Here is a 20,620-nt window from a genome sequence, read left to right on the forward strand (position 1 = left end):
ATCATACCACGCCCCGCGCAGCGTATCGATCATGACCGTTTCATCGGGCTGCGCGCCTCGCCGTCGCGCCAGTCGCCGCTCGCCCACATGGCATCGAGCGCCGAGCGATAGTCGGGGAAGCGAAACCCATAGCCGGCCGCCTTGATCGCCGCGTTGGCGACACGCTTGTTCTCGCCGTAGAAGGACCGCGCCATGGGCGAAAGTTGGGCGGTCTCGAACGGAATTTCGGGCGGCGGCTCGATGCCCATCAATTGGGCGGCATAGGCGACGACGTCCTGCGGCGGCGCCGGCAGGTCGTCGGTGACGTTGAAGATGCCGCCGCGATTGCCTTCGGCCAGATGCCAGAGCGCGCCGGCAATGTCGTCGCAATGGATGCGGTTGAACACCTGGCCAGGCTTGACCAACCGCCGGGCGGTGCCGTTTTCCAGATTGACCAAGGCGTTGCGGCCTGGCCCATAAATGCCGGAAAGCCGCAGGATCGCCGCCGGCCGGCCGACGTCGTGGCCCAGTTTCAGCCAATCCTGCTCGGCGGCAACCCTCATCGCTGATCGCTTCGATACTGGCCGGCATTCGGCGGCCTCGTCCACCCAATTGCCGCCATGGTCGCCATAGACGCCGACGGTGGAGAGATAGGCGATCCATTCGAGCTCCGGCATGTTGGCCGCGATCTCCTCGCGTGCCGCGCCCAGCACCGGGTCGCCGGCCTCGTCCGGCGCGACCGAGACGACGAGATGGGTTGTCTTCCCAAGCGCATCGCCGATTTCGGAGGTCAGCGTGCCATCGAAACGCAGCGGCACGATACCGGCTTGCCGCAGCGCCGCGAATTTTTCCAGCAACCGTGTTGTACCGAAGATCGCTGTGTCGGCATCCCTGTTGGCGCGGGCGAAGGCCTTGCCCGAATAACCGGCGCCGAAGATGAAAATCTGCTTTTTTGTCATGTATGCGCCTCGATCGGCTTTGGCAGGGCCAGAAGCCATTCGCCTCTCACCGCCTCGTCATCTTCTGCTTGCAAAGCGGCTGCGGCACGTTCGGCAAATTCCCGACCCGGCACCAGCCGCGACAGCGCCCATACCGCAGGTCCGCGAACCAGGGGCGAGGCGTCGTCGAGCAGCGCGCGAACGGCGCCGGCCAGCGACAAGTCCTGGGAATTGCCGGCCGCTATCAGCACGTTGCGGATAAAACGGGCGCGGCCGATACGCTTGACCGGCGAGCCCGAAAAAAGCACGCGGAAGGCAGCGTCGTCGAGGCGCAGCAGCTCGGCGATCGGCGGTTCGCGCAAGTCCGCGCGGGCGGCAAGCTTTGCCTCCGAAGCGGCTTGGGCGAACTTGTTCCACGGGCAGGCGGCCAGGCAGTCGTCGCAGCCATAGATACGATTGCCGATCTTTTCCCGGAACTCATGCGGGATCGGTCCTTTGTTCTCGATGGTGAGGTATGAAATGCAGCGCCGCGCATCGAGCCGGTAAGGCGCCGGAAAGGCATCCGTCGGGCAAACGTCGAGGCAGGCCCGGCAGGAGCCGCAATGGTCGTCCTCAGGCGCGTCCGGCACCAGTTCGGCCGTCGTGAAGATGGTGCCGAGGAACAGCCAGGAGCCATGCGTTCGGCTGACCAGGTTGGTGTGCTTGCCTTGCCAGCCGAGGCCGGCCGCCTCGGCCAGCGGCTTTTCCATCACCGGCGCGGTGTCGACAAACACTTTCACGTCCCCGCCGGCGCGTGCCACGATCTTGCCGGCGATCTCCTTCAGCCGGCCTTTCATCACGTCATGATAGTCGCGGTTCTGCGCATAGGCCGAGATCGCGCCGCGGTCGCGCTTTGCCAGGATGTCGCGTGGGTCGTGGTCGGGGCCGTAATTCATCGCCAGCACGATGATCGAGCGGACCTCTGGCCAAAGCGTCGTCGGTTTGCCTCGCCGCTCGAGCGTTTCGGCAATCCAGCCCATCGAGCCGTGAAAACCGTCGGCAACGAATTCGGCCAGCCGTTCCGGCGCCTGCGGAATCGCATCGGGCGTGGTGACGGCAACGGCGTCGAAGCCGGCGTTCCGCGCCTCGCGGTCGATCAGCGCGCGCAGCTTTGCCGTATCAGAAATCGAGGTCCGCATAATGTGACACCGGCGACAGGCCGCGCACCCGGTCGGACAGAAGCGGCCGGAACGAAGGCCGTGATTTCACCCTTGTATACCATTCGCGCGCGGCGCTGTGTTCGCGCCAGTCGATCTCGCCGAGATAATCGAGCACCGACAGTGCTGCCGCCGCCGCGAGATCGGCATAGGTGACCTTGTTGCCGGCCAGCCAGTGACGGGTGCCGGCCAGCCAGTTGGTGTATTTCATGTGCTGGCGGATATTGGCGCGGGCGGCGCGGATCGCCGCCGAATCGGGCGAGCCGCCGCCTGCCGTTTCCGGCATGACCGGCTTCAGAACGCGCTCGCGAACCAGATGCCGGGTAACCTCGCTTTCCGCCTTGTTGAGGTACCAGTCGGTCAGCCGGCGGATTTCGGCGCGCTCCATCGGATCCTCGGCGAATAGCCGCTTGTCGCGCTTGAGTACGCCGCGCGTCTCGTCGAGATATTCGGCAATGACCACTGCGCCGACGATCGGCACGTCGCCTTCGGCGAGCAGGATCGGCAGCGTGCCGGCCGGGTTCAGCGCCAGGAACTCCTTGCGCCGCGTCCACGGCTTCTCTTCGATCAGCGCCAGTTCCTCGCCATACTCGCCAAAGGCGAGGCGGACGAAGCGGCAGCTGGCGAACATCGGATGGTGGAAAAGCGTCAGCATGGTCCCGCGATAATAAAGCGCACTGGCAAATCGCCGGCTGCGCCGGTAAGTCTTGGCCGCCCGATTCAGCGGGCTGTCAGGGTGCTGCGACCTATAGGGGGAGTTCCGCGCCATGACAAGCAAGCCCTTTTCTCAAGCCCTCACTCCAACGCCGAGGTTGCCATGGAAAGCCAGACCGTCGTCGAAGCGCTGCTGCTCGGCCTGCTCGAGGGCCTGACCGAGTTTATTCCGGTGTCTTCGACCGGTCATATCCTGCTCGCCGGCCATTTCCTCGGTTTTCATTCGACCGGAAAGGCCTTCGAGATCCTGATCCAGCTCGGCGCCATATTGGCGATTCTCAGCGTCTATTTCCGCCGTCTCTGGAAGATGCTGCTCGAGCTGCCCTACGATCGGCTGACGCGGCATTTCGTCCTTGGCATTCTCATCGCATTCCTGCCGGCGGCCATTATCGGCGCACTGGCGCATGACTTCATCAAGACGGTGCTGTTCGAATCGCCGCGGCTGATCTGCATCATGCTGATCATCGGCGGTGTCATCCTGCTGCTGGTCGATCGCATGAAGCCGAAGCCGTATTACCACGATGTCGAGCGGTTTCCGACCAGGCTTTATCTGCAGATCGGGCTGTTTCAGTGCTTGTCGCTAATCCCCGGCACGTCGCGCTCGGGCTCGACCATCGTCGGCGCGCTGCTGCTCGGCGTCGACAAACGGGCGGCGGCGGAATTCTCTTTCTTCCTTGCCATCCCGACGATGGTCGGCGCCTTCGCCTTCGACCTGTTCAAGAACCGCAATGTACTGAGCAGCGCCGACCTGCCCATCATCGCCGTCGGTTTCGTCGCCGCCTTCGTCACGGCATTGATCGTCGTGCGCTTCCTGCTCGACTACGTCTCGCGCCACGGCTATGCGCTGTTCGGCTGGTGGCGGCTGGTCGTCGGCATCGTCGGGCTGGCGGGGCTGGCCATCTGGGGGTGAGCCGGCGCGGATAGCGCAATCCCAGCCGGAACTCTATTCTTGCCCGAAGCCGAGCCATACGATCTTGTCAACGTATGGTTGGCAGGGGGAATGCATGAGCGAAGTTCTTGACGCCCTCGTTATTGGCGCCGGTCCGGCGGGACTCGGCGTCAGCTACTTCTTGAAACGGCAGGACCGCGACCACCGTGTGCTCGATCGAGGCCGGATCGGCGAGACGTGGCGAACGCAGCGCTGGAACTCGTTTCGACTGAATTCGCCGACCATTCGCTCCATCTTACCCGGTGATTCCTACGAGGGGCCCGAGCCGTGGGGCGCGATAACCCACCACGAATTTGTCGCGTATCTCGAAGGCTATGCCGAGCGGCACCGCCTGCCGGTAAGCACCCAAACTCCGGTGCAAGAGCTGACGAGAGACGACGGGATCTTTCGCATCACCACGACGGACGGGGCATTTCTGGCGCGCAACGTGGTGATCGCCACCGGCGACCAGAATCGGCAGGTCCGGCCAGCAGGGTCGGCGGATTTGCCAACCGCAATTCGCCAAGTCGATTCCTCGGCTTATCGCAACCCGGCCGAGTTCGAGAGTGGCGCGGTGCTGGTGGTCGGCAGCGGCCAGTCGGGCGGCCAGATCGCCGAGGACCTGGCGTTGGCAGGACGTGTGGTCTTTTTGGCGACCAGCCGCAACGGCCGTTGGGTGCGGCGCTACCGCAGGGGCAACATACTTAAATGGCTGACGCTGTCCGGTTTTCTCGACGTTCCGCGCAAGGAACTCGTCCTCCCCTCCGGCAAGCTGCAGGCCCGCGCGCTGGTCGGCGCGACCCATACGATCAGCCTGCAATCGCTGAGCGCGCAGGGCGTGGTGCTGCTCGGCCGCTTCAGGGGTGTGGAGAACGGCAACCTCGTCTTCGGCGACGAGCTCGACGACCATATGCGATTTGCCGACGAAGTCTCCGCGAATGCCAAGCGCCTGGTTGACGAGTACATCGAGCGCGCCGGCCTCGATGCGCCACTGGCCGAGGATGATCCGGCCGAGACGATTGAACCGCGCTTGCCCGATCCTCCGATCCGCTCCCTCGACTGGACGGCGAGCGGCATCAGATCAGTGATCTGGTGCACGGGCTTCACCGGCGATTTCGCATGGGTTCGGCTTCCCGGCGCGCTCGATGCAGCCGGCCAGCCCGTCCACGAGGATGGCGTCGGCGCTGTTCCAGGTCTCTTTTTCGCCGGCCTCGATTTCGGATCGACGCGGAAGTCGGGCACCATACCGGCCATTCCAGAGGAGGCGGCCGCCGTCGTGGAGCGACTTGTCCAAGCGGGAGCCGACTTGCCACGGAACGGCGTCTAAACGAGCCGTCGAACGTGGGTTCTTGAACGTGCAAGAACATGACAGCTCTGGCGCGATCAAGACGACGCACGCTGCCTTTTGTCGAAGCGCACCGACAATTTTCCGTAGTCCATTGGTGCGACAGCCAGAAATCGCGGGCACCTTCGATACGGCGCTCCGATTCGCGGCCGACTGCATCCATTGCCTCCATCAGCGTGCGGCGGCCTTGACCTCGGCTGGTCGTCGTCGTGCCGACAGCACTGGCCATATATGGGATGAGCCGGCGCAGTCGTTCGGAATGGTCGACCTGGAGACGCCAAAGGAGGTGCGTCAAGGCGCACGATCGGTCAGCGCGCTCGCGCCTTCCTCCGCGGCGCAATGTGCGCAGCAGTAGATGATGTCATCCTGTTCGACGCCATGTCCGATGATCCGGCATCCGCAATGCGGACACGTCGGAGCAAGTTTCTGGACCGCGCATTCGAAGCTGTCGAATGTGTAGGTCTCGTCGGCCATCGTCACGTTGAAGGCCTTGTCGTAGTCATTCCCGCATTGATCGCATCTGGCCATAGTTCTTCTCCTTCTTTCACTGGCTTCAAGCTCGACCAACCTGTCGCGCGGCGATAGGTTCCCGCCAGGATCAGGGGGCCGTCCTAAGCCGGAGACGAGAGCGAGCCTACGCGACGGCGCTGTTCGATCGCACGGATCACCTCGTCGATATCCCGCGGCTCGATGTCGAGTTCCTTCAGGCCAGGCGCGTCGATTGCTGCCACATTGTCCTGACGCATAAGATCGATCTGGTTGCGCGTTATGGGGGCAGCCGGGAGGAGTTCCGCGACGCCAGCCAAGGCGTTCCATACCGCAAACGGCACCGGCATCAGCTTGACGTGCGTATCGAGCTGTCGGGCGATCTCCCGAAGCAGTTCCTTATAGGCATAGATACGCGGGCCACCGAATTCGAATATGGATGAACCCTGGGTTCGCCCGTCGATCAGCCGGCTCACTGCTTCTGCGACGTCTGCCACATAGACCGGCTGAAGCCGTGTGCCACCATCGCCGAACAGCGGATAGACCGGCAGGAGGCGTATCATCCTCACAATGGTCGTGAGGAAAGCGTCGTCAGGTCCTGTCATGACGGCGGGACGCACAATGAAAGCGCCGGGAAATGCGCTTTCCACGGCACCTTCTCCGCGCCCACGCGCCCTTATGTAATTCGAATCCGATTGAGGATCGGAGCCGATCCCTGAAATCTGGACGAACTGGTCGATCGCGCGGTCGCGCGACGCGGCAGCGAGATCGGCCGCGGCTTTCACATGCACGCGTTCAAAGGTCTGGACGCCCTGCTCGACGTAAAGACTGACGGCATTCACGACCGCCTGTGATCCGGTAATGGCCGACCCGATCGAGGACGCATCCAATATATCCGCCTCGACTGCTTCGGGCATCCTTGTAATCGAGGAAAAGACCAGGGCCACGCGAGCCGGATGGCGAGATGCGGCGCGCACCGTGAAACCTCTTTCCAGGAGCCGCTTCACGATCCTGCGCCCGAGAAAGCCAGTTCCGCCGAACACGGTGACGATCCGTTCCGGGTTGAGATCGTCGGGATCCATTTACCTCGCCATCCCTTTGTCCTCGCATAGCTACCACGAGGACTGCCCTGGCCGGCATTTGAACCAGCCCGTCGAACATCAGGACGATTGGGGAACAACGCAGGAACGGTTTTGTTCCAGTCAGCGCTGGGCGGATGCTTGACAGATCGGCAAACCATGATCTGAACCGCAGGCGCAGCAAAACGGCCCCACTTCGGGAATAGCCTAGTTCCGCCCGTAGAAAACGTTCTCGACATGCACCGGCCAGCGCCACGGCAGCACCGCCATCATGTCGAAGCGCACCGATAATTTTCCGTAGTCGGATTGGCGCGACAGCCAGAAATCGGCGGCGCCTTCGATGCGGTGCTCCGATTCGCGACCGACGGCTTCCATTGCCTCCATCAGCGTGCGGCGCGCCTTGACCTCGACGATCAGCACCAGATCGCCACGCCGCGCGATCAGGTCGATCTCGCCGAACCTGGTGCGGTGGCGGCGGGCAAGAATTCGGTAGCCTTTCAGCATCAGCGCCGCCGCCGCCAGCCATTCGCCGTGATGGCCGCGCCGGTAGGCCTTTTGCCGGCTGGCGCTCGGCCGTTCAGCCATCGCCGTCTCTTCCGGCATTCTTGAGGTCGAGCAGCCGACGATAGAGCGCCTGCTTCTGGCCACCCGTCATCTTGGCGGCTTCCGCCGCTGCCTTGGAGGCCGGCATCTCGGCGGCGAGCGAAAGCAGCAGCCGGTCGATGTCTTCAGGCTCATCAGCGACAACATCCGCCAGGCCGACGCAGATGACGATTTCGCCTTTCGGCGTATCAGCTGCGGCGTAATGGCTGGCGAGCGACTGCAGGGTGCCGGTCCGCATCTCCTCGAAGGTCTTGGTCAGCTCGCGGCCGATGGCCGCCTTGCGGGCACCGCCCAGCACCTCGACCATGGCACTGAGCGTCTCGGCCAGCCGGCGCGGCGATTCGAAGAAGATCAACGTTGCCGGCACCGCCTTCAGCGCTTCCAGCCGCGTCAGCCGCTGCCCGGTCTTCACCGGCAGGAAGCCGGCAAACAGAAACGCGTCCGAGGGCAGGCCGGATGCCGTCAAAGCGGCAAGTGCTGCTGATGGGCCGGGGATCGGCACGACACGAATGCCGCGTTCCAGCGCCTCACCGACCAGCCGGTAGCCGGGGTCGGAGATGAGCGGCGTGCCGGCCTCCGAGATCAGCGCTCCGCTTTGGCCGGCCAGCAGCGCCGCGATCAGCTTCGGTCCGGCCTCGCCGGCATTGTGCTCGTGGTAGGCGGTGGTGCGGCGGCGGATGCCGTAGCGGTCGAGCAGCACGCGGCTGACACGTGTGTCCTCGCAAGCGACGATATCGGCGGCGGCGAGCGTTTCCAGCGCGCGCAGCGTGATGTCGGCGAGATTGCCGATAGGCGTCGCCACCAGGTAGAGCGCCGGCTCGAGCGGCCGGGCGGCGATTTCGGTCTGCCCGACCACATAACTGCGTTTGGCCGATTCGCCGGTCACCTGCACAACTCCGTTCGACCCTGTTTGGCACGGCTCACGCTTGGTTGCAAAAGCCTGGGTTGCAAAGGCCCTGGTTCCAAAAGGGATGCCGACGTGAACCGGCCGCCATGCCTTCGCCACAGTAGGGAACGAAACCGTTGCCGGCGAATTTTACCCCTGATCTCGGGAGGAGCAGGATGAACAGCCTGACGATACAGGACGTTTTCGAACCCTACTATGCCGGCCGCAAACGCTTCGCCGCGCCATGCGACAAGAGCCTGCCTGCCGAAGCCGCAGATGGCAGAGCCAAGAAGCCGCTTGCACGCCAGCGATCGGCAGAGAGCAAGCCCGCAAACGAAACCGACCGCACGATGGAGCACTGACCGGACGATGCCCAATCGCTTCGACATTTTCATCACCCGCCTCGAAACAAAAAGCGCCCGCGATGGCGCAGCGTCACATTCCACAGACGACCAGCACCATGCCTCACGCGACAAAAGCGAGATCAAGCCGGCCCGTTCCGGAGAGACCAGCGAAAAAGATCGCGCCAAACACCGCCACAAGCACGAGGCTTGACCCCGCAAACCTTAGCGATCGGTCGAGACAGTTCTCGAAGCGCGGTTGCGAATGCTCCGCGATGTATCATTCAACCCAGATACTTCGAGACACGCGCCTCCAGCAGGCCCACCAGAGCCGGGTCCATGAATGCATAGTCGTCGGGAATATCGAGGCAGATTACTCGAGCCTTTTTCAGGCTTGTCTTGAATTTCTGCTGCAGTTTGGCGCGGTGCGTTTTTTCCATCACGAAGATGATGTCGGCCCAGGCGACGAGTTCATGCGTCAACGGTATGTCGGCATCGTGATTAGTGCCGGCCGAAGCGACCTCGATGTCCCGCCGCTTGGAAAACACCTGCTCCGCCGTCGGGCTGCGCAAGCGATGCTGGCTGCAGATGGAGAGAACGTTCTTCAACGTGCTATCTGGCCAAATCCGCCACGACCGCATCGAGCACGATCATGCCGGCCGGCGTGGCGCGCAGGCGGGCATTGCCGATCGGCGCCACCAGGCCTTCGTCCTGCAGCACCGACAGCCGTGCCGTCGACAGGCCGCGCCCTGAAAATGCCTCGTAGCGGGAAAGGTCGATGCCTTCCGCCAGCCTCAGCCCCATCAGCAGGAACTCGTCGGCCTCTTCCGACCGCGTCAGGACCTCGCCGCCGGAAACGCCATGACCCTTGGCCTCGACCAGATTGGCCCAGGTCTCCGGCATTTTCTCGGCGATCGTCACCACGCGGCGGCCATTTTCGACGAACCGGCCATGCGCGCCGGGACCGACGCCGACATATTCGCCATAACGCCAATAGGTGAGATTGTGCCGGCTTTCGGCGCCGGGCCTGGCGTGGTTGGAAATCTCGTAGGCCGGCAGTCCGCGCGCGGCGGTGATCTCCTGCGTTAACGCGTAGAGATCGGCGGCAAGCTCATTGTCTGGAATGATGAATTTCCTTGCCGCATGCAGTGCATGGAACGGCGTGCCTTCCTCGATGGTCAGCTGATAGAGCGACAGATGGTCTGCGGCGTGGCCGATCGCCTGCTCGAGCTCCGCCTGCCACGCTTCCGGCGTCTGACCGGGCCGCGCGTAGATCAGGTCGAACGACAGCCGTGGGAATATCTCGCGCGCCAGGCCGATCGCATGCAGGGCCTCATCGACATTGTGCAAACGGCCGAGGAAGCGCAGATCCTTGTCGTTCAGTGCCTGCACGCCAAGCGACACCCGGTTGACGCCGGCCGCGCGATAGCCGCGAAAGCGCTCGGCCTCGACCGAGGAGGGATTGGCCTCCAGCGTCACCTCGATGCCATCAGGCACCGTCCAGTTCTTCGCCACTGCATCCAGCACCGCCGCCACGGTCTGCGGTTTCATCAGCGATGGCGTGCCGCCGCCAAGAAAGATACTGGTCACCTCGCGCGGCCCGGTGCGGCCGCGCATCGTCGCCAGCTCGGTCTCGAAGGCGCGGGCAAAACGCTCCTGGTCGACCGGCTGGTGGCGGACATGGCTGTTGAAGTCGCAATAGGGGCATTTGGCCGCGCAGAATGGCCAGTGGACATAGACGCCGAAACCGGGGCTGCGGTCGAGCAGCATGGTCATGCGCCGGCCAATCGGGCTTGCGCGAATTTCTGGAAGGCGCGGGCACGGTGCGACAATGCGGTTGGCTGGCCGGGCTTCCAGCCATGCTTTTCCTCCGCGCTCATCTCGCCGAAGGTCTTTTCGAACCCGTAGGGCAAGAACACCGGATCGTAGCCGAAGCCTAGCTCGCCGCGCGGCGGCCATACCAGCGTGCCCTCGACCTCACCGCGAAAATATTCCGCCTGGCCATCGGGGAAGGCCAGGCAGATGACCGCGACAAAGCGGCCCTTGCGCTGGGCAGGCGTGATCGCGCCAACTTCTTGCAAGGCCACTTCCGTGCGCTGCATGGCCATGCCGAAGTCGCGGGAGCCGTCCGGCGTCTCGGCCCAGTTGGCGGTGTAGACGCCGGGTGCGCCGTCGAGCGCATCGACACACAGGCCGGAATCGTCCGACAGCGCCGGCAATCCAGTGGCCTTGGCGGCAGCCAAGGCTTTTATGAGGGCGTTCTCCTCGAAAGTGGTGCCGGTCTCGTCCGGTTCCGGCAGGCCGTATTCCTTTGCGGACTTCGCTTCAATGCCGAATGGCGCCATCAGATCGGCGAATTCCCGCAATTTACCGGCGTTATGGCTGGCGACGACGATCTTATGCCCGTCAAGCGAATGAACAGTTGGCGAATGCATCAGATGCCCCAGATTCTTGGCTCGGCGAATTCGATCGAATTGCCCGACGGGTCGCGAATATAGATCGAATGGCCGCCCTGCGGCCATTCGAACTCGCTTTCGATGGCGATTTTCTTCGCCTCAAGATGCGCTTTCCAGCGTGGGATTTCATCCGAGCTTGCGGCGAAGCAAAGATGGCCCTGGCCGACCGCGCCATGCGGCGGTACTTTGAGCTTGGCGTCGGCCGGCGGCGGCACTTTGGTCGCCTCGGCATTGAACATAAGCAGCACGCTGTCGCCGCAGCGGAAGAAGAGATGCCTGCCATCGACCTTGCCGAGCAGATCGAGCCCGAGCACGCCCGAATAGAACCGTTCCGCGGCAGCAAGGTCCGTCACGTAGAGTGCTGATTCCAGGATTGCGGAAGGAGTCACAGGATCGCCAATCTCATCAATATTGACCGCAGCTAAGCCACCGCCATTTGCTGCAAGCTGACCAGGCGCTGAATACCTTTCTTGGCGAGCCCCATCAGCGCCGCGAACTGCTCTTCCGAGAACGGCTCGCCCTCGGCCGTGCCTTGGATCTCGACGATGCCGCCCTTGCCGGTCATGACGAAATTGGCGTCGGTGCCGGCCGAGGAATCCTCGATATAGTCGAGGTCGATGACCGGCTGGCCATCATGGATGCCGCAGGAGATCGCCGCAACGTGATCCTTCAGCACCTTGCCCAGGCTCGCCATCTGGCGGGTTTCCATCCAGCGCAGGCAATCGTAGAGCGCCACCCAGCCGCCGGTGATCGAAGCGGTGCGCGTGCCGCCGTCGGCCTGGATCACGTCGCAGTCGACGGTGATCTGCTGCTCGCCGAGCGCCTGCAGATCGACCACGGCGCGCAGGGAGCGGCCGATCAGCCGCTGGATTTCCAGCGTGCGGCCGCCTTGTTTGCCGGCCGAAGCCTCGCGGCGCATGCGCTCGCCGGTCGAACGCGGCAGCATGCCGTATTCCGCCGTCACCCAGCCCTTGCCGGAGTTGCGCATCCAGCCCGGCACCTTTTCCTCCAGGCTGGCCGTACACAGCACATGCGTGTCGCCGAACTTCACCAGGCACGAGCCTTCCGCATGCTTGGAGACGCCGCGCTCGAAGGAGATGGGGCGCATTTCGTCGAATTGGCGTTTGGAAGGGCGCATTCGGGCTTCTTTCTTTCTTCGGAATCGTGGCCGGGGAATCTTGGCCGGCTTGTAGCCGCACGGGGCGTGAGGCGCAAAGGAAAATGGACCGGTTGCGCCGACACCGCGGAAGTCTATATCTTCGGGGCGGAGGTTTTTGGCTCGAAATGACAAAGGCAGTCGATCCCGGTTTGCAGTCGCACGTGCTCCCGTCGCACGCGCTGCAATCGCCTGCGCTTCAATCGCTCGACATGCGTTCGCGCGACATCTTCCGGCGCATCGTCGATTCCTATTTGAGGGATGGCGAGCCGGTCGGTTCGCGCAGCCTGTCGCGCATCCTGCCGTCGTCGCTGTCGCCGGCCACCATCCGCAACGTGATGAGCGACCTTGAGCATCTCGGCCTGATCTATGCGCCGCACATTTCGGCTGGCCGGCTGCCGACCCAGGCAGGCCTGCGCTTCTTCGTCGATGCTTTCATGGAACTTGGTGACCTCTCCGACGAGGAGCGCCGCACCATCGAGGCCCAGGTGCGCGCCTCCGGCTCGGGCGCGACGCTGGAGCATATGCTGACCGAGGCCAGCCAGATGCTGTCCGGCATGTCGCGCGGCGCCGGCCTCGTGCTCGCCGCCAAGAATGAGGTGGCGCTTAAGCACATCGAATTCATCCAGCTCGAGCCGACCAAGGCGCTGGCCGTGCTGGTCTCGCAGAACGGCGACGTCGAAAATCGCGTCATCGATCTGCCCGCCGGCATCACCATCTCGCAATTGCACGAAGCCTCCAACTTCCTCAACGCCCATATCCGCGGTCGCACCCTGGCCGAGGCGCGGGTCGAGATCGCCCGCATCAAGGAAGAGACCAGGGCAGCCCTCGACACGCTGTCGCAGGATCTGGTCGAGAAGGGCCTGGCGGTCTGGGCAGGCGCTGAAAGCGGCGTGCCTGGGCGGCTTATCGTGCGCGGCCGCGCCAATCTCCTGGAAAACGTCACTGCCCAGGCCGACATAGAATTGCTGCGGCATCTGTTTGAGGATCTGGAGACGCAGGATGGGCTGATCCAGCTTCTCGACCTCGCCGAGGCAGGCCCAGGCGTGCGCATATTCATCGGTTCGGAAAACAAGCTGTTTTCGCTGTCTGGCTCCTCGCTGGTGGTGGCACCCTATCGCGACAAGGACGCGCGCGTCGTCGGTGCGCTCGGCGTCATCGGGCCGACGCGGCTGAATTATGCGCGCATAGTACCGATGGTCGACTATACCGCGCAGCTGATTTCGCGCATGCTGAGCTAGGAGCCGCCGCGGGCCTGCCGCAAGGAGGAGAAAAGGATGGCGCTGGAATCGTTCAAGGCCCAGATCAGTCTGCTGCTCGAAGAAATGATCAACCAGCCAGAGGATCAGCACGAGGTGCAAGAGCAGTTGCGCGAGAAGCTGCAAGAGATGCGGGCGATGGGTTTGCCGCTGCCGGCCGATCTGGTCGCGCTGGAAAAGCGCCTCGACGACGACTTTTACGCCTCTGGCAACTGAACGGGTTCGGCTTCAAATCCTCGTGTGCTGGACGGCCGCTTGGAACGATCAATACCTGATGCCGTTTGCCCTGTTCGAGGCGAATCCCGGAGGACGTTGATGATCCGATCTGGCGGCTTTGCGGCCGTTGCCGCTGCCCTCCTTGTTGCGACACCGGCAGCCGCCCAGCAGGCGGACCAGAATGTGCTCAAAGGCGAAGCCGCGTTTGGCGATTGGCACGCCGACAGGCCTGGCGTCCGACGCCTGATTGGGCCGCGAGACATGCCGGCAGCCGACCCCGCCCAATCCGCTTCGAACGGCGCCGGCGTGGCGGAACGGCCCGAACGCGCCAAGCCAGAATTGCCGTCGGGCTTTTCGGCTGAAATGATCGCATCCGGCATCGTCAATCCACGTGTCGTGCGCGTCGCTCCGAATGGCGACCTGTTTGTTGCCAACAGCCATGCCGACCAAATACGCGTCTATCGTCTCGCCGAGGGCAGCGCCAAGCCCATCGAGAAAGCGATCTTCGCCAAGGGGCTCAATTATCCCTACGGCATCGCCTTCTATCCGCCAGGAGACAAACCGCAATGGGTTTATGTCGCGAACAGCGACAGCATCGTCCGCTTCCCCTATCGCGATGGCGACCTGAAGACATCCGGCAAACCAGAAACCATTGTCGCCCAAATCCCGTCGGGTGGTCACACGACCCGCGACATCGCCTTCTCGCAGGACGGCAAAACGCTTTATTTGTCGGTTGGCTCCGCCTCGAACGTCGCCGAGGATATAGGTAAGGAGCCGGATAGCGGCCTCGACGCCTGGGCCAAATCAAAGCCGCTCGGGGCGGCCTGGGGCTCCGAGGACGGCCGTGCCGATGTGCTCGCCTTTGACCCGGATGGGAAAAATCCCCGAACTGTCGCCACCGGCCTGCGCAACTGTACGGGCATGACCGTGCAGCCCGCCACCGGCGCATTGTGGTGCGTCGTCAATGAGCGCGACGAACTCGGCGACAATGTGCCGTTCGAATTTGCAACAGCGGTCAAGGACGGCGGATTCTATGGTTGGCCTTGGTACTACATCGGCAATAACGAGGATCCGCGCCATCAGGGCGAGCGGCCAGACCTCGCCGGCAAGGCCACTGTCCCCGATGTATTGATGCAGGCGCATTCGGCGCCGATGAATATAGCCTTCTACGACGGCAAGAACTTCCCGGCGGATTATCAGGGTGACGCCTTCGTCGCCATGCATGGTTCGTGGAACCGTGGCGCCAGGACCGGCTACAAGGTGGTGAGGCTCAAATTCAGGGATGGCAAGCCGACAGGCGAATATGAGGACTTCATGACCGGCTTCGTCATCTCGAACGACGCCGTCTGGGGCCGACCGGTCGGTGTCGCGATGGCCAAGGACGGCTCGCTGATCGTCACCGAGGACGGCAACGGCACCATCTGGCGCATTACCTACGAAGACGGCCGCTCCTGAACGGCGGTGTCGCCTGCTGCGCTGGCGCAATCGAATTCGGCCCGAGGGAATTCACCCAACTTCAACATTGTGCGACAAGCGCCAATCATGACACTCACCGGGTTCCTCGCCTATAGCGCCGCCCTCGGCATCGCCGCAGCCATCCCCGGCCCAGGCGTCACCGCGCTTGTCGCGCGTGCGCTGGGTTCCGGCTTCCGCTCGTCGCTGGCCATGTCGTTCGGGCTGATGCTCGGCGACCTGACCTATTTGACTGCCGTGGTGCTCGGCCTGGCTTTCGTCGCACAGACTTTCGGCATGGTCTTCCTGGCCATCAAATGGCTGGGCGTCGCCTACCTCGCCTTTCTTGGCTGGCGTTTCTGGACGAGCGGCATCACGCCCGAGACGGTGGAGGCCAAGAAAGGCAAGGGCGGCTTGACATCCAGCTTTATAGCCGGCCTCGCCGTCACGCTCGGCAATCCGAAGACGATGATCTTCTATCTTGCCATCACCCCGACCATCGTCGATCTGAAGACGATCACGCTGGCCGATTACGGCATTCTTGTCGCGCTCACCATCGTCGTCCTGCTCGTCGTGCTGGTGCCCTATCTGGCGCTGGCGGCCAAGGCGCGCTGGTTCCTGAAGTCGCCGCGGGCGCTGAGGGCACTCAACCGCACCGCCGCCGGCTTCATGGTCGGTGCGGCGGCGGCAATTGCTGCCCGCCAATAAATCTCTTTCGCCAATCCGCCCAAGGATTGCCACGCCTTGCAAGGGCGGGGGTACTCAGCACGAACTTCACTCGGATATTTTTCGATCGACAGCCTATCTTGCGCGGCGGATGGCTCTATCCTAGGCCCCGCCCGACTCTTGCCGCTTGACCTCTGGGAGGAAATCAATGAACAAGCCCGCCACCCCCGCACACGTGCCCGGCCGCGGCCGCATCTACAATTCGATCACCGAGACGATCGGCGACACGCCGCTGGTGCGGCTTGATAAATTCGCCAGGGAGAAGGGCGTCGTCGCCAATCTGCTGGCCAAGCTCGAATTCTTCAACCCGATCGCCTCGGTCAAGGACCGCATCGGCGTGTCGATGATCGAGGCATTGGAGGCTTCGGGCAGGATTACGCCCGGCAAGACCACCCTGATCGAGCCGACCTCGGGCAATACCGGCATCGCGCTCGCCTTTGCCGCCGCTGCCAAGGGCTACAAGCTGATCCTGACCATGCCGGAAACCATGTCGGTCGAACGCCGCAAGATGCTGGCTCTGCTCGGTGCCGAACTGGTGCTGACCGAAGGGCCGAAAGGCATGAAGGGCGCCATCGCCAAGGCGGACGAGCTGGCGGCAACGCTGCCCGACGCTGTCATTCCGCAGCAATTCGAAAACCCGGCCAATCCGGAAATCCATCGCCGCACCACGGCCGAGGAAATCTGGAACGACACCCATGGCGAAGTCGATATCTTCGTTGCCGGCATCGGGACCGGCGGCACCATCACCGGCGTCGGCCAGGTGCTGAAGAAGCGTAAGCCCTCGGTGCATGTCGTCGCCGTCGAACCGGAAGCCTCGCCGGTGCTGTCGGGCGGCCAGCCAGGCCCGCACAAGATCCAGGGCATTGGCGCCGGCTTCGCGCCAAAAATCCTCGACACGACGATCTATGACGAAATCGTCAAGGTCTCGAACGAGGATTCGGTTGCCAATGCACGGCTCGTCGCTCGGCTCGAAGGTGTGCCGGTCGGCATCTCGTCGGGTGCCGCCCTGCAAGCGGCGATCGTCGTCGGCTCGCGGGCCGAGAACAAGGGCAAGAACCTCGTCGTCGTCATCCCCTCTTTCGCCGAGCGCTATCTCTCGACGATCCTGTTCGAGGGATTGGGCGCTTAGACACGAGCGTTTTTGACCGGTCAGTAGCGATCCTTCGCGATGCCCTCCGACATCAAATACTCTGTATCACGCGTCGGCGTGGACCGCTGAAAAACCACCTGTGGCGGGCGTCGTTCGCTTGAGCGGCGGGTCCCTTCCGTATCAAATCGTCGCTGCCCGGCAGGTGGAGGACTTCATGTACAAGCTCTATACGCGTGCCAATACCGGCGGCTTTGTCATCGAGGCGGCGCTCGCTTTGGCGGGCGTGCCTTTCGACCAGATCGACGTTCCGAAGGGCCGACCCGACCAGGCCTTTTTAGATATCAGCCCCTTGAACCAGGTGCCGGTCCTGATCTTGCCGGACGGACGCTCGATGACCGAATCGGCGGCGATCTGCATCCTGCTGGCCGAGCGCCACCCGGAAGCAGGACTGGCGCCCGCAGCAAGTTCGGCTGACCGTGCCGACTTCCTGCGCTGGATGTTTTTCATGTCCTCCGTCATCTATTCGGCTGACCTGCGGTTCTTCTACGCTCATCGCTACACGACCGATCCCCGCGGCGTGGACGCTGTCAAACGGGCGGCGGTCTCGGAAATGGATCGCAGCTTCGCCATTCTCGATGCCGCCCTCGCAGGCCATGACTGGCTGGCCGGCGACCAACTCTCGCTGGCCGACATCTATCTCGTCATGTTGGTGGCCTGGCATCCGGAGGTCGCGAAGGTTCCAACCGCTTGGCCGAATATCGGACGCCTGTGGGCCAATTTGCGGGAACATCGAGTGATAAAGAGGCTGAATGCTTCCCACGACATGTGGCCGGCCTAAGCACTCCGCCTTGTCTCAGTGTCTTTCCGCGTGGCCGAGCCATGCCCGTCGTTCCTGCAGGAACCGGCGCACGGCCGGATCGCGTTCGAGGCCGATAGCCCGGTCATAGGCCTCGCTCGCTTGCGGAACTTTGCCGAGTCTGGCCAGCAGGCCCGCGCGGGCGGCCCAGTAAGGTTGATAGTCATACAGGCGCTTGTCGCCGCTGAGTTGATCAAGCGCGCCCAATCCTTCTGAAGCACCTTCGGCCTCGGCAATCGCCACCGCACGGTTGATCGACACCACCGGCGAGCCGGCAATCACCGACAGCGCGTCGTAGAGCTCCTTGATCGCGACCCAGTCGGTACAACCGGTCAGCCGCCGTGTCGTATGGGCGGATTGCACGGCGGCCTCGAGCTGGTAGCGGCCGACAACACCCTCGGCGGCCGCGCGCCCGAGCAGCGCCTCCGCTTCATCGATCAGGGTGTCGTCCCACAATGCAAGATCCTGCTCGGCCAGCGGCACATAGTCACCCGCCGCATTGCGCCGGGCTGCACGCCGCGCCTCGGCGAACAGCATCAGCGCCAGCAGGCCGAGTGCTTCCGGCTCATCCGGCATCAGCGAGGCGATCAGACGGCCGAGCCAGATGCCTTCGGTCGCGAGATTGCGGCGCCGCGTTTCGGTGCCGGCCGGGTCGGACCAACCTTCGGCAAACGCCGCGTAGATCGCTTCCAGAACGGTGCCCAGCCGCTCGCCGAGCTCGGCCCGCTCCGGCACGCGGAACGGAATGCCTGTCTCGCGAATTCGCGTCTTGGCGCGCACCAGGCGCTGGCTCATCGTGGCTGGCGAGACAAGAAAAGCCGAGGCGATGGTCGCTGCGTCGAAGCCCAGGACCGTCTGCAGGATCAGCGGTGCTCGCACGCCGGCCTCAATCGCGGGATGGGCGCAGGCAAACATGAGCCTGAGCCGCTCGTCCGGCAGGTCTTCCTCGGCCATGCGCGCCTCCATCTCCTCGGCGATGAGTCTGAGGTGGTCGCGGCCCGCCTCGCGTGTCAGCCGCCGTCTGACCGCGTCGACGCGGCGCTTGCGTGCCACCGCCAGCAGCCAGGCTTCCGGCTTGTCGGGCACGCCCGCCTGTGGCCAACGCTCGAGCGCCGCTGCAAAGGCATCGGCCAATGCGTCCTCTGCAGCGGCCACGTCGCGCGTGCGTGCGGCGAGATAGGCGACCAGCTTGCCGTAGCTTTGCCGGGCGGCCGCTTCCGCCGCCGCCCGCGCAGTATCGGGCAATTCCGGCATCACATGGTGAGTTCCCAGATCGGCCGCACCTCTACCGTGCCGGTGCTGGCGCCCGGGCAGCGCGCCGCCCAGGCAATGGCGGCGTCGACGTCCTCCGCTTCGATCATATAGAAGCCGGCAAGCTGCTCCTTGGTGTCGGCATAGGGGCCGTCGAGCACGTTGGTCTTGCCATTGGCCATCCGCACCGAGGTAGCGGATTGCGTCGGCTTCAGCCGGTCGCCGGCGAGCCAGGCGCCGGATTTCTTCAACGCTTCGGTGTAGGCGACGTACGCGCTCGACATCTGTGTCACCGCATCTGCTGGCGCGGCTGCCATCCCCGCTTCGTTTCCATAGATCAAAAGCATGTATCGCATGGTCTTCTCCCGTTTCTCGAAGGCCGCATCGTTGCGAGCCGGACTTATGTCGCGCGGCCCTGCCGGATTTCGACAAGCGCTGGAAAAATCTTTCTGCCGCGATACGACCTCGCGCAAGCGCCAACGTGTTGCGGCACTGCTTAGCCGTTCGTCTAATCGCTGCTATTGCGGGTTGGCATTTCCCGCCCGCTGTCTAAACTCGCTTCGCTTCATGCCGCCGAGGAGGGAACGGCGACGAATTTTCAGGGAGGAAATCGCATGCTCAATTTCAGGACGAAATTTGTTGCAGCCGGCGTGCTGGCGCTGTCGCTTGGCCTTGGCGCGGTATCGGTCAAGGCACAGGAATTCATCAACGTGCTGACCGGCGGCACTTCCGGCGTCTACTATCCGCTCGGCGTCGCGCTGTCGGAAATCTACGGCAAGGGCATCGAAGGCGCGCGCACCCAGGTGCAGGCGACGAAAGCGTCGGTCGAAAACCTCAACCTGCTGCAGCAGGGCAAGGGCGAGATCGCCTTTGCGCTCGGCGATTCCGTGAAGCTGGCCGCCGAAGGCAATACCGAAGCAGGCTTCCCAGGCAAGCTCGACAAGCTGCGCGGCATTGCCGCCATCTATCCCAATTACATCCAGATCGTCGCCAGCAAGGAATCCGGCATCAAGACGCTCGCCGATCTCAAGGGCAAGAGCCTTTCGGTCGGCGCGCCGGCCTCAGGCACCGAGCTCAACGCCCGCACGATATTTGCCGCTGCCGGGCTGAAATACGAAGACCTCGGGCGGATCGAATATCTGCCCTTCGCCGAATCGGTGGAGCTGATCAAGAACCGCCAGCTCGACGCCACGCTGCAGTCGGCTGGCCTTGGGGTCGCGTCGATCCGTGACCTCGCCACCTCAGTGCCGGTAAACATCGTTGCCGTGCCGGCGGAGGACGTCGCCAAGATCGGCTCGCCCTACCTTTCCGTGGTCATCCCCAAGGGCACCTACGAGGGCCAGACCGAGGATGTTGCGACCGCCGCCGTCGGCAATTTCCTGATCACCAGCGCCGATGTCTCCGACGAGACCGCCTACCAGATGACGAAACTGCTGTTCGAGCATCTCGACCAGCTCACCGCTGCCCACGCCGCCGCCAAGGCGATCGACCCGGCCAAGGCGCTCGACGGCATGCCGGTGCCGCTGCATCCAGGCGCCGAGAGGTATTACAAGGAAAAGGGATTGGTGAAGTAAGGAGCCATCCCTCCCCCTTGAGGAGAAGGTGAACAGCTGCCGAAGGCGAATGGACGGGTGGGGTCGGTTGCGGCCGCGCACTGCCGCAC

Annotated in this window: 24 protein-coding genes and 1 pseudogene; 10 read left to right on the plus strand and 15 right to left on the minus strand. The window is 63.6% G+C overall.

Annotated elements, in window-relative coordinates:
- Nucleotides 1-29: 29 nt before the first annotated feature.
- The 3 genes from NKJ73_RS16190 to NKJ73_RS16200 are packed head-to-tail and all read right to left on the minus strand — an operon-like array spanning nt 30 to nt 2,768.
- Nucleotides 30-938: an SDR family oxidoreductase gene (locus tag NKJ73_RS16190; protein ID WP_352570185.1), complete on the minus strand. Its 909-nt coding sequence runs from the start codon at nt 936-938 to the stop codon at nt 30-32.
- Nucleotides 935-2,095 carry a tRNA epoxyqueuosine(34) reductase QueG gene (queG, locus tag NKJ73_RS16195; protein WP_023678967.1) on the minus strand — a complete coding sequence of 387 codons (1,161 nt, stop codon included), beginning with the start codon at nt 2,093-2,095 and terminating at the stop codon, nt 935-937. The genes NKJ73_RS16190 and queG overlap by 4 nt, the downstream gene beginning before the upstream one ends.
- Nucleotides 2,076-2,768 (minus strand): glutathione S-transferase family protein, encoded by a 693-nt coding sequence (locus NKJ73_RS16200; protein WP_023678968.1) that lies wholly within the window; start codon nt 2,766-2,768, stop codon nt 2,076-2,078. The genes queG and NKJ73_RS16200 overlap by 20 nt, the downstream gene beginning before the upstream one ends.
- 162 nt (nt 2,769-2,930) lie before the next feature.
- On the opposite strand from NKJ73_RS16200, the gene NKJ73_RS16205 reads away from it, so the two are divergent.
- Together NKJ73_RS16205 and NKJ73_RS16210 are read left to right on the plus strand one after the other, a co-directional pair.
- On the plus strand, nt 2,931-3,737 hold the full coding sequence (locus NKJ73_RS16205) for an undecaprenyl-diphosphate phosphatase (protein WP_023678969.1): 807 nt from the start codon (nt 2,931-2,933) through the stop codon (nt 3,735-3,737).
- A gap of 94 nt (nt 3,738-3,831) precedes the next feature.
- Entirely contained in the window at nt 3,832-5,082 is a 1,251-nt protein-coding gene (locus NKJ73_RS16210) for a flavin-containing monooxygenase (RefSeq protein ID WP_352570187.1), read from the plus strand.
- An 80-nt stretch (nt 5,083-5,162) separates the two neighbouring features.
- Here the strand turns inward: NKJ73_RS16210 and NKJ73_RS34255 are convergent.
- The 5 genes and pseudogenes from NKJ73_RS34255 to rsmI all read right to left on the minus strand — a co-directional run.
- Nucleotides 5,163-5,290, minus strand: a pseudogene (locus tag NKJ73_RS34255) (YraN family protein); the annotation flags it as partial.
- A 101-nt stretch (nt 5,291-5,391) separates the two neighbouring features.
- On the minus strand, nt 5,392-5,628 hold the full coding sequence (locus NKJ73_RS16215; RefSeq protein ID WP_254817997.1) for a metallothionein: 237 nt from the start codon (nt 5,626-5,628) through the stop codon (nt 5,392-5,394).
- Nucleotides 5,629-5,711: 83 nt separating this feature from the next.
- On the minus strand, nt 5,712-6,668 hold the full coding sequence (locus NKJ73_RS16220; RefSeq protein WP_352570189.1) for a complex I NDUFA9 subunit family protein: 957 nt from the start codon (nt 6,666-6,668) through the stop codon (nt 5,712-5,714).
- A gap of 204 nt (nt 6,669-6,872) precedes the next feature.
- Nucleotides 6,873-7,250 (minus strand): YraN family protein, encoded by a 378-nt coding sequence (locus NKJ73_RS16225; RefSeq protein ID WP_352570191.1) that lies wholly within the window; start codon nt 7,248-7,250, stop codon nt 6,873-6,875.
- Nucleotides 7,243-8,154, minus strand: a complete 912-nt coding sequence (gene rsmI, locus NKJ73_RS16230) for a 16S rRNA (cytidine(1402)-2'-O)-methyltransferase (RefSeq protein ID WP_352570193.1) — start codon at nt 8,152-8,154, stop codon at nt 7,243-7,245. Before rsmI ends, NKJ73_RS16225 begins: the two co-directional genes overlap by 8 nt.
- A 176-nt stretch (nt 8,155-8,330) precedes the next feature.
- Here rsmI and NKJ73_RS16235 point away from each other — a divergent pair, with 176 nt between their 5' ends.
- Nucleotides 8,331-8,516: a hypothetical protein gene (locus NKJ73_RS16235; protein WP_023678975.1), complete on the plus strand. Its 186-nt coding sequence runs from the start codon at nt 8,331-8,333 to the stop codon at nt 8,514-8,516.
- Nucleotides 8,517-8,779: 263 nt separating this feature from the next.
- Here NKJ73_RS16235 and NKJ73_RS16240 read toward each other — a convergent pair whose 3' ends face one another.
- Genes NKJ73_RS16240 through rph form a run of 5 tightly spaced genes read right to left on the minus strand, consistent with a single transcriptional unit; the run spans nt 8,780 to nt 12,089 of the window.
- A complete protein-coding gene (locus NKJ73_RS16240) occupies nt 8,780-9,103 on the minus strand; it encodes a low molecular weight protein tyrosine phosphatase family protein (RefSeq protein ID WP_352570195.1) in 324 nt (107 codons plus the stop codon).
- Nucleotides 9,104-9,107: 4 nt separating this feature from the next.
- The gene (gene hemW, locus NKJ73_RS16245; RefSeq protein WP_352570197.1) at nt 9,108-10,271 is read right to left on the minus strand and encodes a radical SAM family heme chaperone HemW; all 1,164 of its coding nucleotides are present in this window, start codon (nt 10,269-10,271) and stop codon (nt 9,108-9,110) included.
- Nucleotides 10,268-10,930, minus strand: coding sequence for an RdgB/HAM1 family non-canonical purine NTP pyrophosphatase (gene rdgB, locus NKJ73_RS16250; protein WP_352570199.1), 663 nt, complete (start codon nt 10,928-10,930; stop codon nt 10,268-10,270). Before rdgB ends, hemW begins: the two co-directional genes overlap by 4 nt.
- Nucleotides 10,930-11,340 carry a VOC family protein gene (locus tag NKJ73_RS16255; protein ID WP_352570201.1) on the minus strand — a complete coding sequence of 137 codons (411 nt, stop codon included), beginning with the start codon at nt 11,338-11,340 and terminating at the stop codon, nt 10,930-10,932. The genes rdgB and NKJ73_RS16255 overlap by 1 nt, the downstream gene beginning before the upstream one ends.
- A gap of 32 nt (nt 11,341-11,372) precedes the next feature.
- Nucleotides 11,373-12,089: a ribonuclease PH gene (gene rph, locus NKJ73_RS16260; protein WP_023678981.1), complete on the minus strand. Its 717-nt coding sequence runs from the start codon at nt 12,087-12,089 to the stop codon at nt 11,373-11,375.
- A gap of 146 nt (nt 12,090-12,235) precedes the next feature.
- Between rph and hrcA the strand changes: the two genes are divergently transcribed.
- The 6 genes from hrcA to NKJ73_RS16290 all read left to right on the plus strand — a co-directional run bounded on the left by hrcA (nt 12,236) and on the right by NKJ73_RS16290 (nt 17,688).
- The gene (gene hrcA / locus NKJ73_RS16265; RefSeq protein WP_036239090.1) at nt 12,236-13,348 is read left to right on the plus strand and encodes a heat-inducible transcriptional repressor HrcA; all 1,113 of its coding nucleotides are present in this window, start codon (nt 12,236-12,238) and stop codon (nt 13,346-13,348) included.
- A 36-nt stretch (nt 13,349-13,384) separates the two neighbouring features.
- Nucleotides 13,385-13,582: a hypothetical protein gene (locus NKJ73_RS16270; protein ID WP_023678983.1), complete on the plus strand. Its 198-nt coding sequence runs from the start codon at nt 13,385-13,387 to the stop codon at nt 13,580-13,582.
- Between the two features lie 99 nt (nt 13,583-13,681).
- Nucleotides 13,682-15,037 carry a PQQ-dependent sugar dehydrogenase gene (locus NKJ73_RS16275; RefSeq protein ID WP_023678984.1) on the plus strand — a complete coding sequence of 452 codons (1,356 nt, stop codon included), beginning with the start codon at nt 13,682-13,684 and terminating at the stop codon, nt 15,035-15,037.
- A gap of 87 nt (nt 15,038-15,124) precedes the next feature.
- Nucleotides 15,125-15,742 (plus strand): LysE family translocator, encoded by a 618-nt coding sequence (locus NKJ73_RS16280; RefSeq protein WP_352570203.1) that lies wholly within the window; start codon nt 15,125-15,127, stop codon nt 15,740-15,742.
- Nucleotides 15,743-15,908: 166 nt separating this feature from the next.
- On the plus strand, nt 15,909-16,889 hold the full coding sequence (gene cysK / locus NKJ73_RS16285; RefSeq protein ID WP_023678986.1) for a cysteine synthase A: 981 nt from the start codon (nt 15,909-15,911) through the stop codon (nt 16,887-16,889).
- Nucleotides 16,890-17,064: 175 nt separating this feature from the next.
- The gene (locus NKJ73_RS16290; protein ID WP_023678987.1) at nt 17,065-17,688 is read left to right on the plus strand and encodes a glutathione S-transferase family protein; all 624 of its coding nucleotides are present in this window, start codon (nt 17,065-17,067) and stop codon (nt 17,686-17,688) included.
- 15 nt (nt 17,689-17,703) lie between these two features.
- On the opposite strand, the gene NKJ73_RS16295 is transcribed toward NKJ73_RS16290, so the two are convergent.
- Together NKJ73_RS16295 and NKJ73_RS16300 are read right to left on the minus strand one after the other, a co-directional pair.
- Nucleotides 17,704-18,960, minus strand: a complete 1,257-nt coding sequence (locus tag NKJ73_RS16295) for an RNA polymerase sigma factor (protein ID WP_352570205.1) — start codon at nt 18,958-18,960, stop codon at nt 17,704-17,706.
- Nucleotides 18,960-19,313: a YciI family protein gene (locus NKJ73_RS16300; protein ID WP_023718846.1), complete on the minus strand. Its 354-nt coding sequence runs from the start codon at nt 19,311-19,313 to the stop codon at nt 18,960-18,962. The genes NKJ73_RS16295 and NKJ73_RS16300 overlap by 1 nt, the downstream gene beginning before the upstream one ends.
- Before the next feature lie 258 nt (nt 19,314-19,571).
- Here NKJ73_RS16300 and NKJ73_RS16305 point away from each other — a divergent pair, with 258 nt between their 5' ends.
- Nucleotides 19,572-20,531 carry a TAXI family TRAP transporter solute-binding subunit gene (locus tag NKJ73_RS16305; RefSeq protein WP_352457892.1) on the plus strand — a complete coding sequence of 320 codons (960 nt, stop codon included), beginning with the start codon at nt 19,572-19,574 and terminating at the stop codon, nt 20,529-20,531.
- The last annotated feature ends 89 nt before the right edge of the window (nt 20,532-20,620 follow it).

It is taken from the genome of Mesorhizobium sp. M0074 (assembly GCF_040322975.1).
GTDB lineage: Bacteria > Pseudomonadota > Alphaproteobacteria > Rhizobiales > Rhizobiaceae > Mesorhizobium.

Bases quoted from the DNA above. Each gene is read 5' to 3' on its own strand.
- NKJ73_RS16190 (WP_352570185.1), bottom strand. From the start codon at position 938: ATGACAAAAAAGCAGATTTTCATCTTCGGCGCCGGTTATTCGGGCAAG.
- NKJ73_RS16305 (WP_352457892.1), top strand. From the start codon at position 19,572: ATGCTCAATTTCAGGACGAAATTTGTTGCAGCCGGCGTGCTGGCGCTG.
- NKJ73_RS16210 (WP_352570187.1), top strand. From the start codon at position 3,832: ATGAGCGAAGTTCTTGACGCCCTCGTTATTGGCGCCGGTCCGGCGGGA.
- NKJ73_RS16200 (WP_023678968.1), bottom strand. From the start codon at position 2,768: ATGCTGACGCTTTTCCACCATCCGATGTTCGCCAGCTGCCGCTTCGTC.
- NKJ73_RS16220 (WP_352570189.1), bottom strand. From the start codon at position 6,668: ATGGATCCCGACGATCTCAACCCGGAACGGATCGTCACCGTGTTCGGC.
- NKJ73_RS16270 (WP_023678983.1), top strand. From the start codon at position 13,385: ATGGCGCTGGAATCGTTCAAGGCCCAGATCAGTCTGCTGCTCGAAGAA.
- NKJ73_RS16275 (WP_023678984.1), top strand. From the start codon at position 13,682: ATGATCCGATCTGGCGGCTTTGCGGCCGTTGCCGCTGCCCTCCTTGTT.
- NKJ73_RS16300 (WP_023718846.1), bottom strand. From the start codon at position 19,313: ATGCGATACATGCTTTTGATCTATGGAAACGAAGCGGGGATGGCAGCC.
- NKJ73_RS16205 (WP_023678969.1), top strand. From the start codon at position 2,931: ATGGAAAGCCAGACCGTCGTCGAAGCGCTGCTGCTCGGCCTGCTCGAG.
- NKJ73_RS16235 (WP_023678975.1), top strand. From the start codon at position 8,331: ATGAACAGCCTGACGATACAGGACGTTTTCGAACCCTACTATGCCGGC.
- queG (WP_023678967.1), bottom strand. From the start codon at position 2,095: ATGCGGACCTCGATTTCTGATACGGCAAAGCTGCGCGCGCTGATCGAC.
- NKJ73_RS16290 (WP_023678987.1), top strand. From the start codon at position 17,065: ATGTACAAGCTCTATACGCGTGCCAATACCGGCGGCTTTGTCATCGAG.
- NKJ73_RS16280 (WP_352570203.1), top strand. From the start codon at position 15,125: ATGACACTCACCGGGTTCCTCGCCTATAGCGCCGCCCTCGGCATCGCC.
- cysK (WP_023678986.1), top strand. From the start codon at position 15,909: ATGAACAAGCCCGCCACCCCCGCACACGTGCCCGGCCGCGGCCGCATC.
- hemW (WP_352570197.1), bottom strand. From the start codon at position 10,271: ATGACCATGCTGCTCGACCGCAGCCCCGGTTTCGGCGTCTATGTCCAC.
- NKJ73_RS16295 (WP_352570205.1), bottom strand. From the start codon at position 18,960: ATGCCGGAATTGCCCGATACTGCGCGGGCGGCGGCGGAAGCGGCCGCC.
- rph (WP_023678981.1), bottom strand. From the start codon at position 12,089: ATGCGCCCTTCCAAACGCCAATTCGACGAAATGCGCCCCATCTCCTTC.
- NKJ73_RS16215 (WP_254817997.1), bottom strand. From the start codon at position 5,628: ATGGCCAGATGCGATCAATGCGGGAATGACTACGACAAGGCCTTCAAC.
- NKJ73_RS16225 (WP_352570191.1), bottom strand. From the start codon at position 7,250: ATGGCTGAACGGCCGAGCGCCAGCCGGCAAAAGGCCTACCGGCGCGGC.
- hrcA (WP_036239090.1), top strand. From the start codon at position 12,236: ATGACAAAGGCAGTCGATCCCGGTTTGCAGTCGCACGTGCTCCCGTCG.
- rdgB (WP_352570199.1), bottom strand. From the start codon at position 10,930: ATGCATTCGCCAACTGTTCATTCGCTTGACGGGCATAAGATCGTCGTC.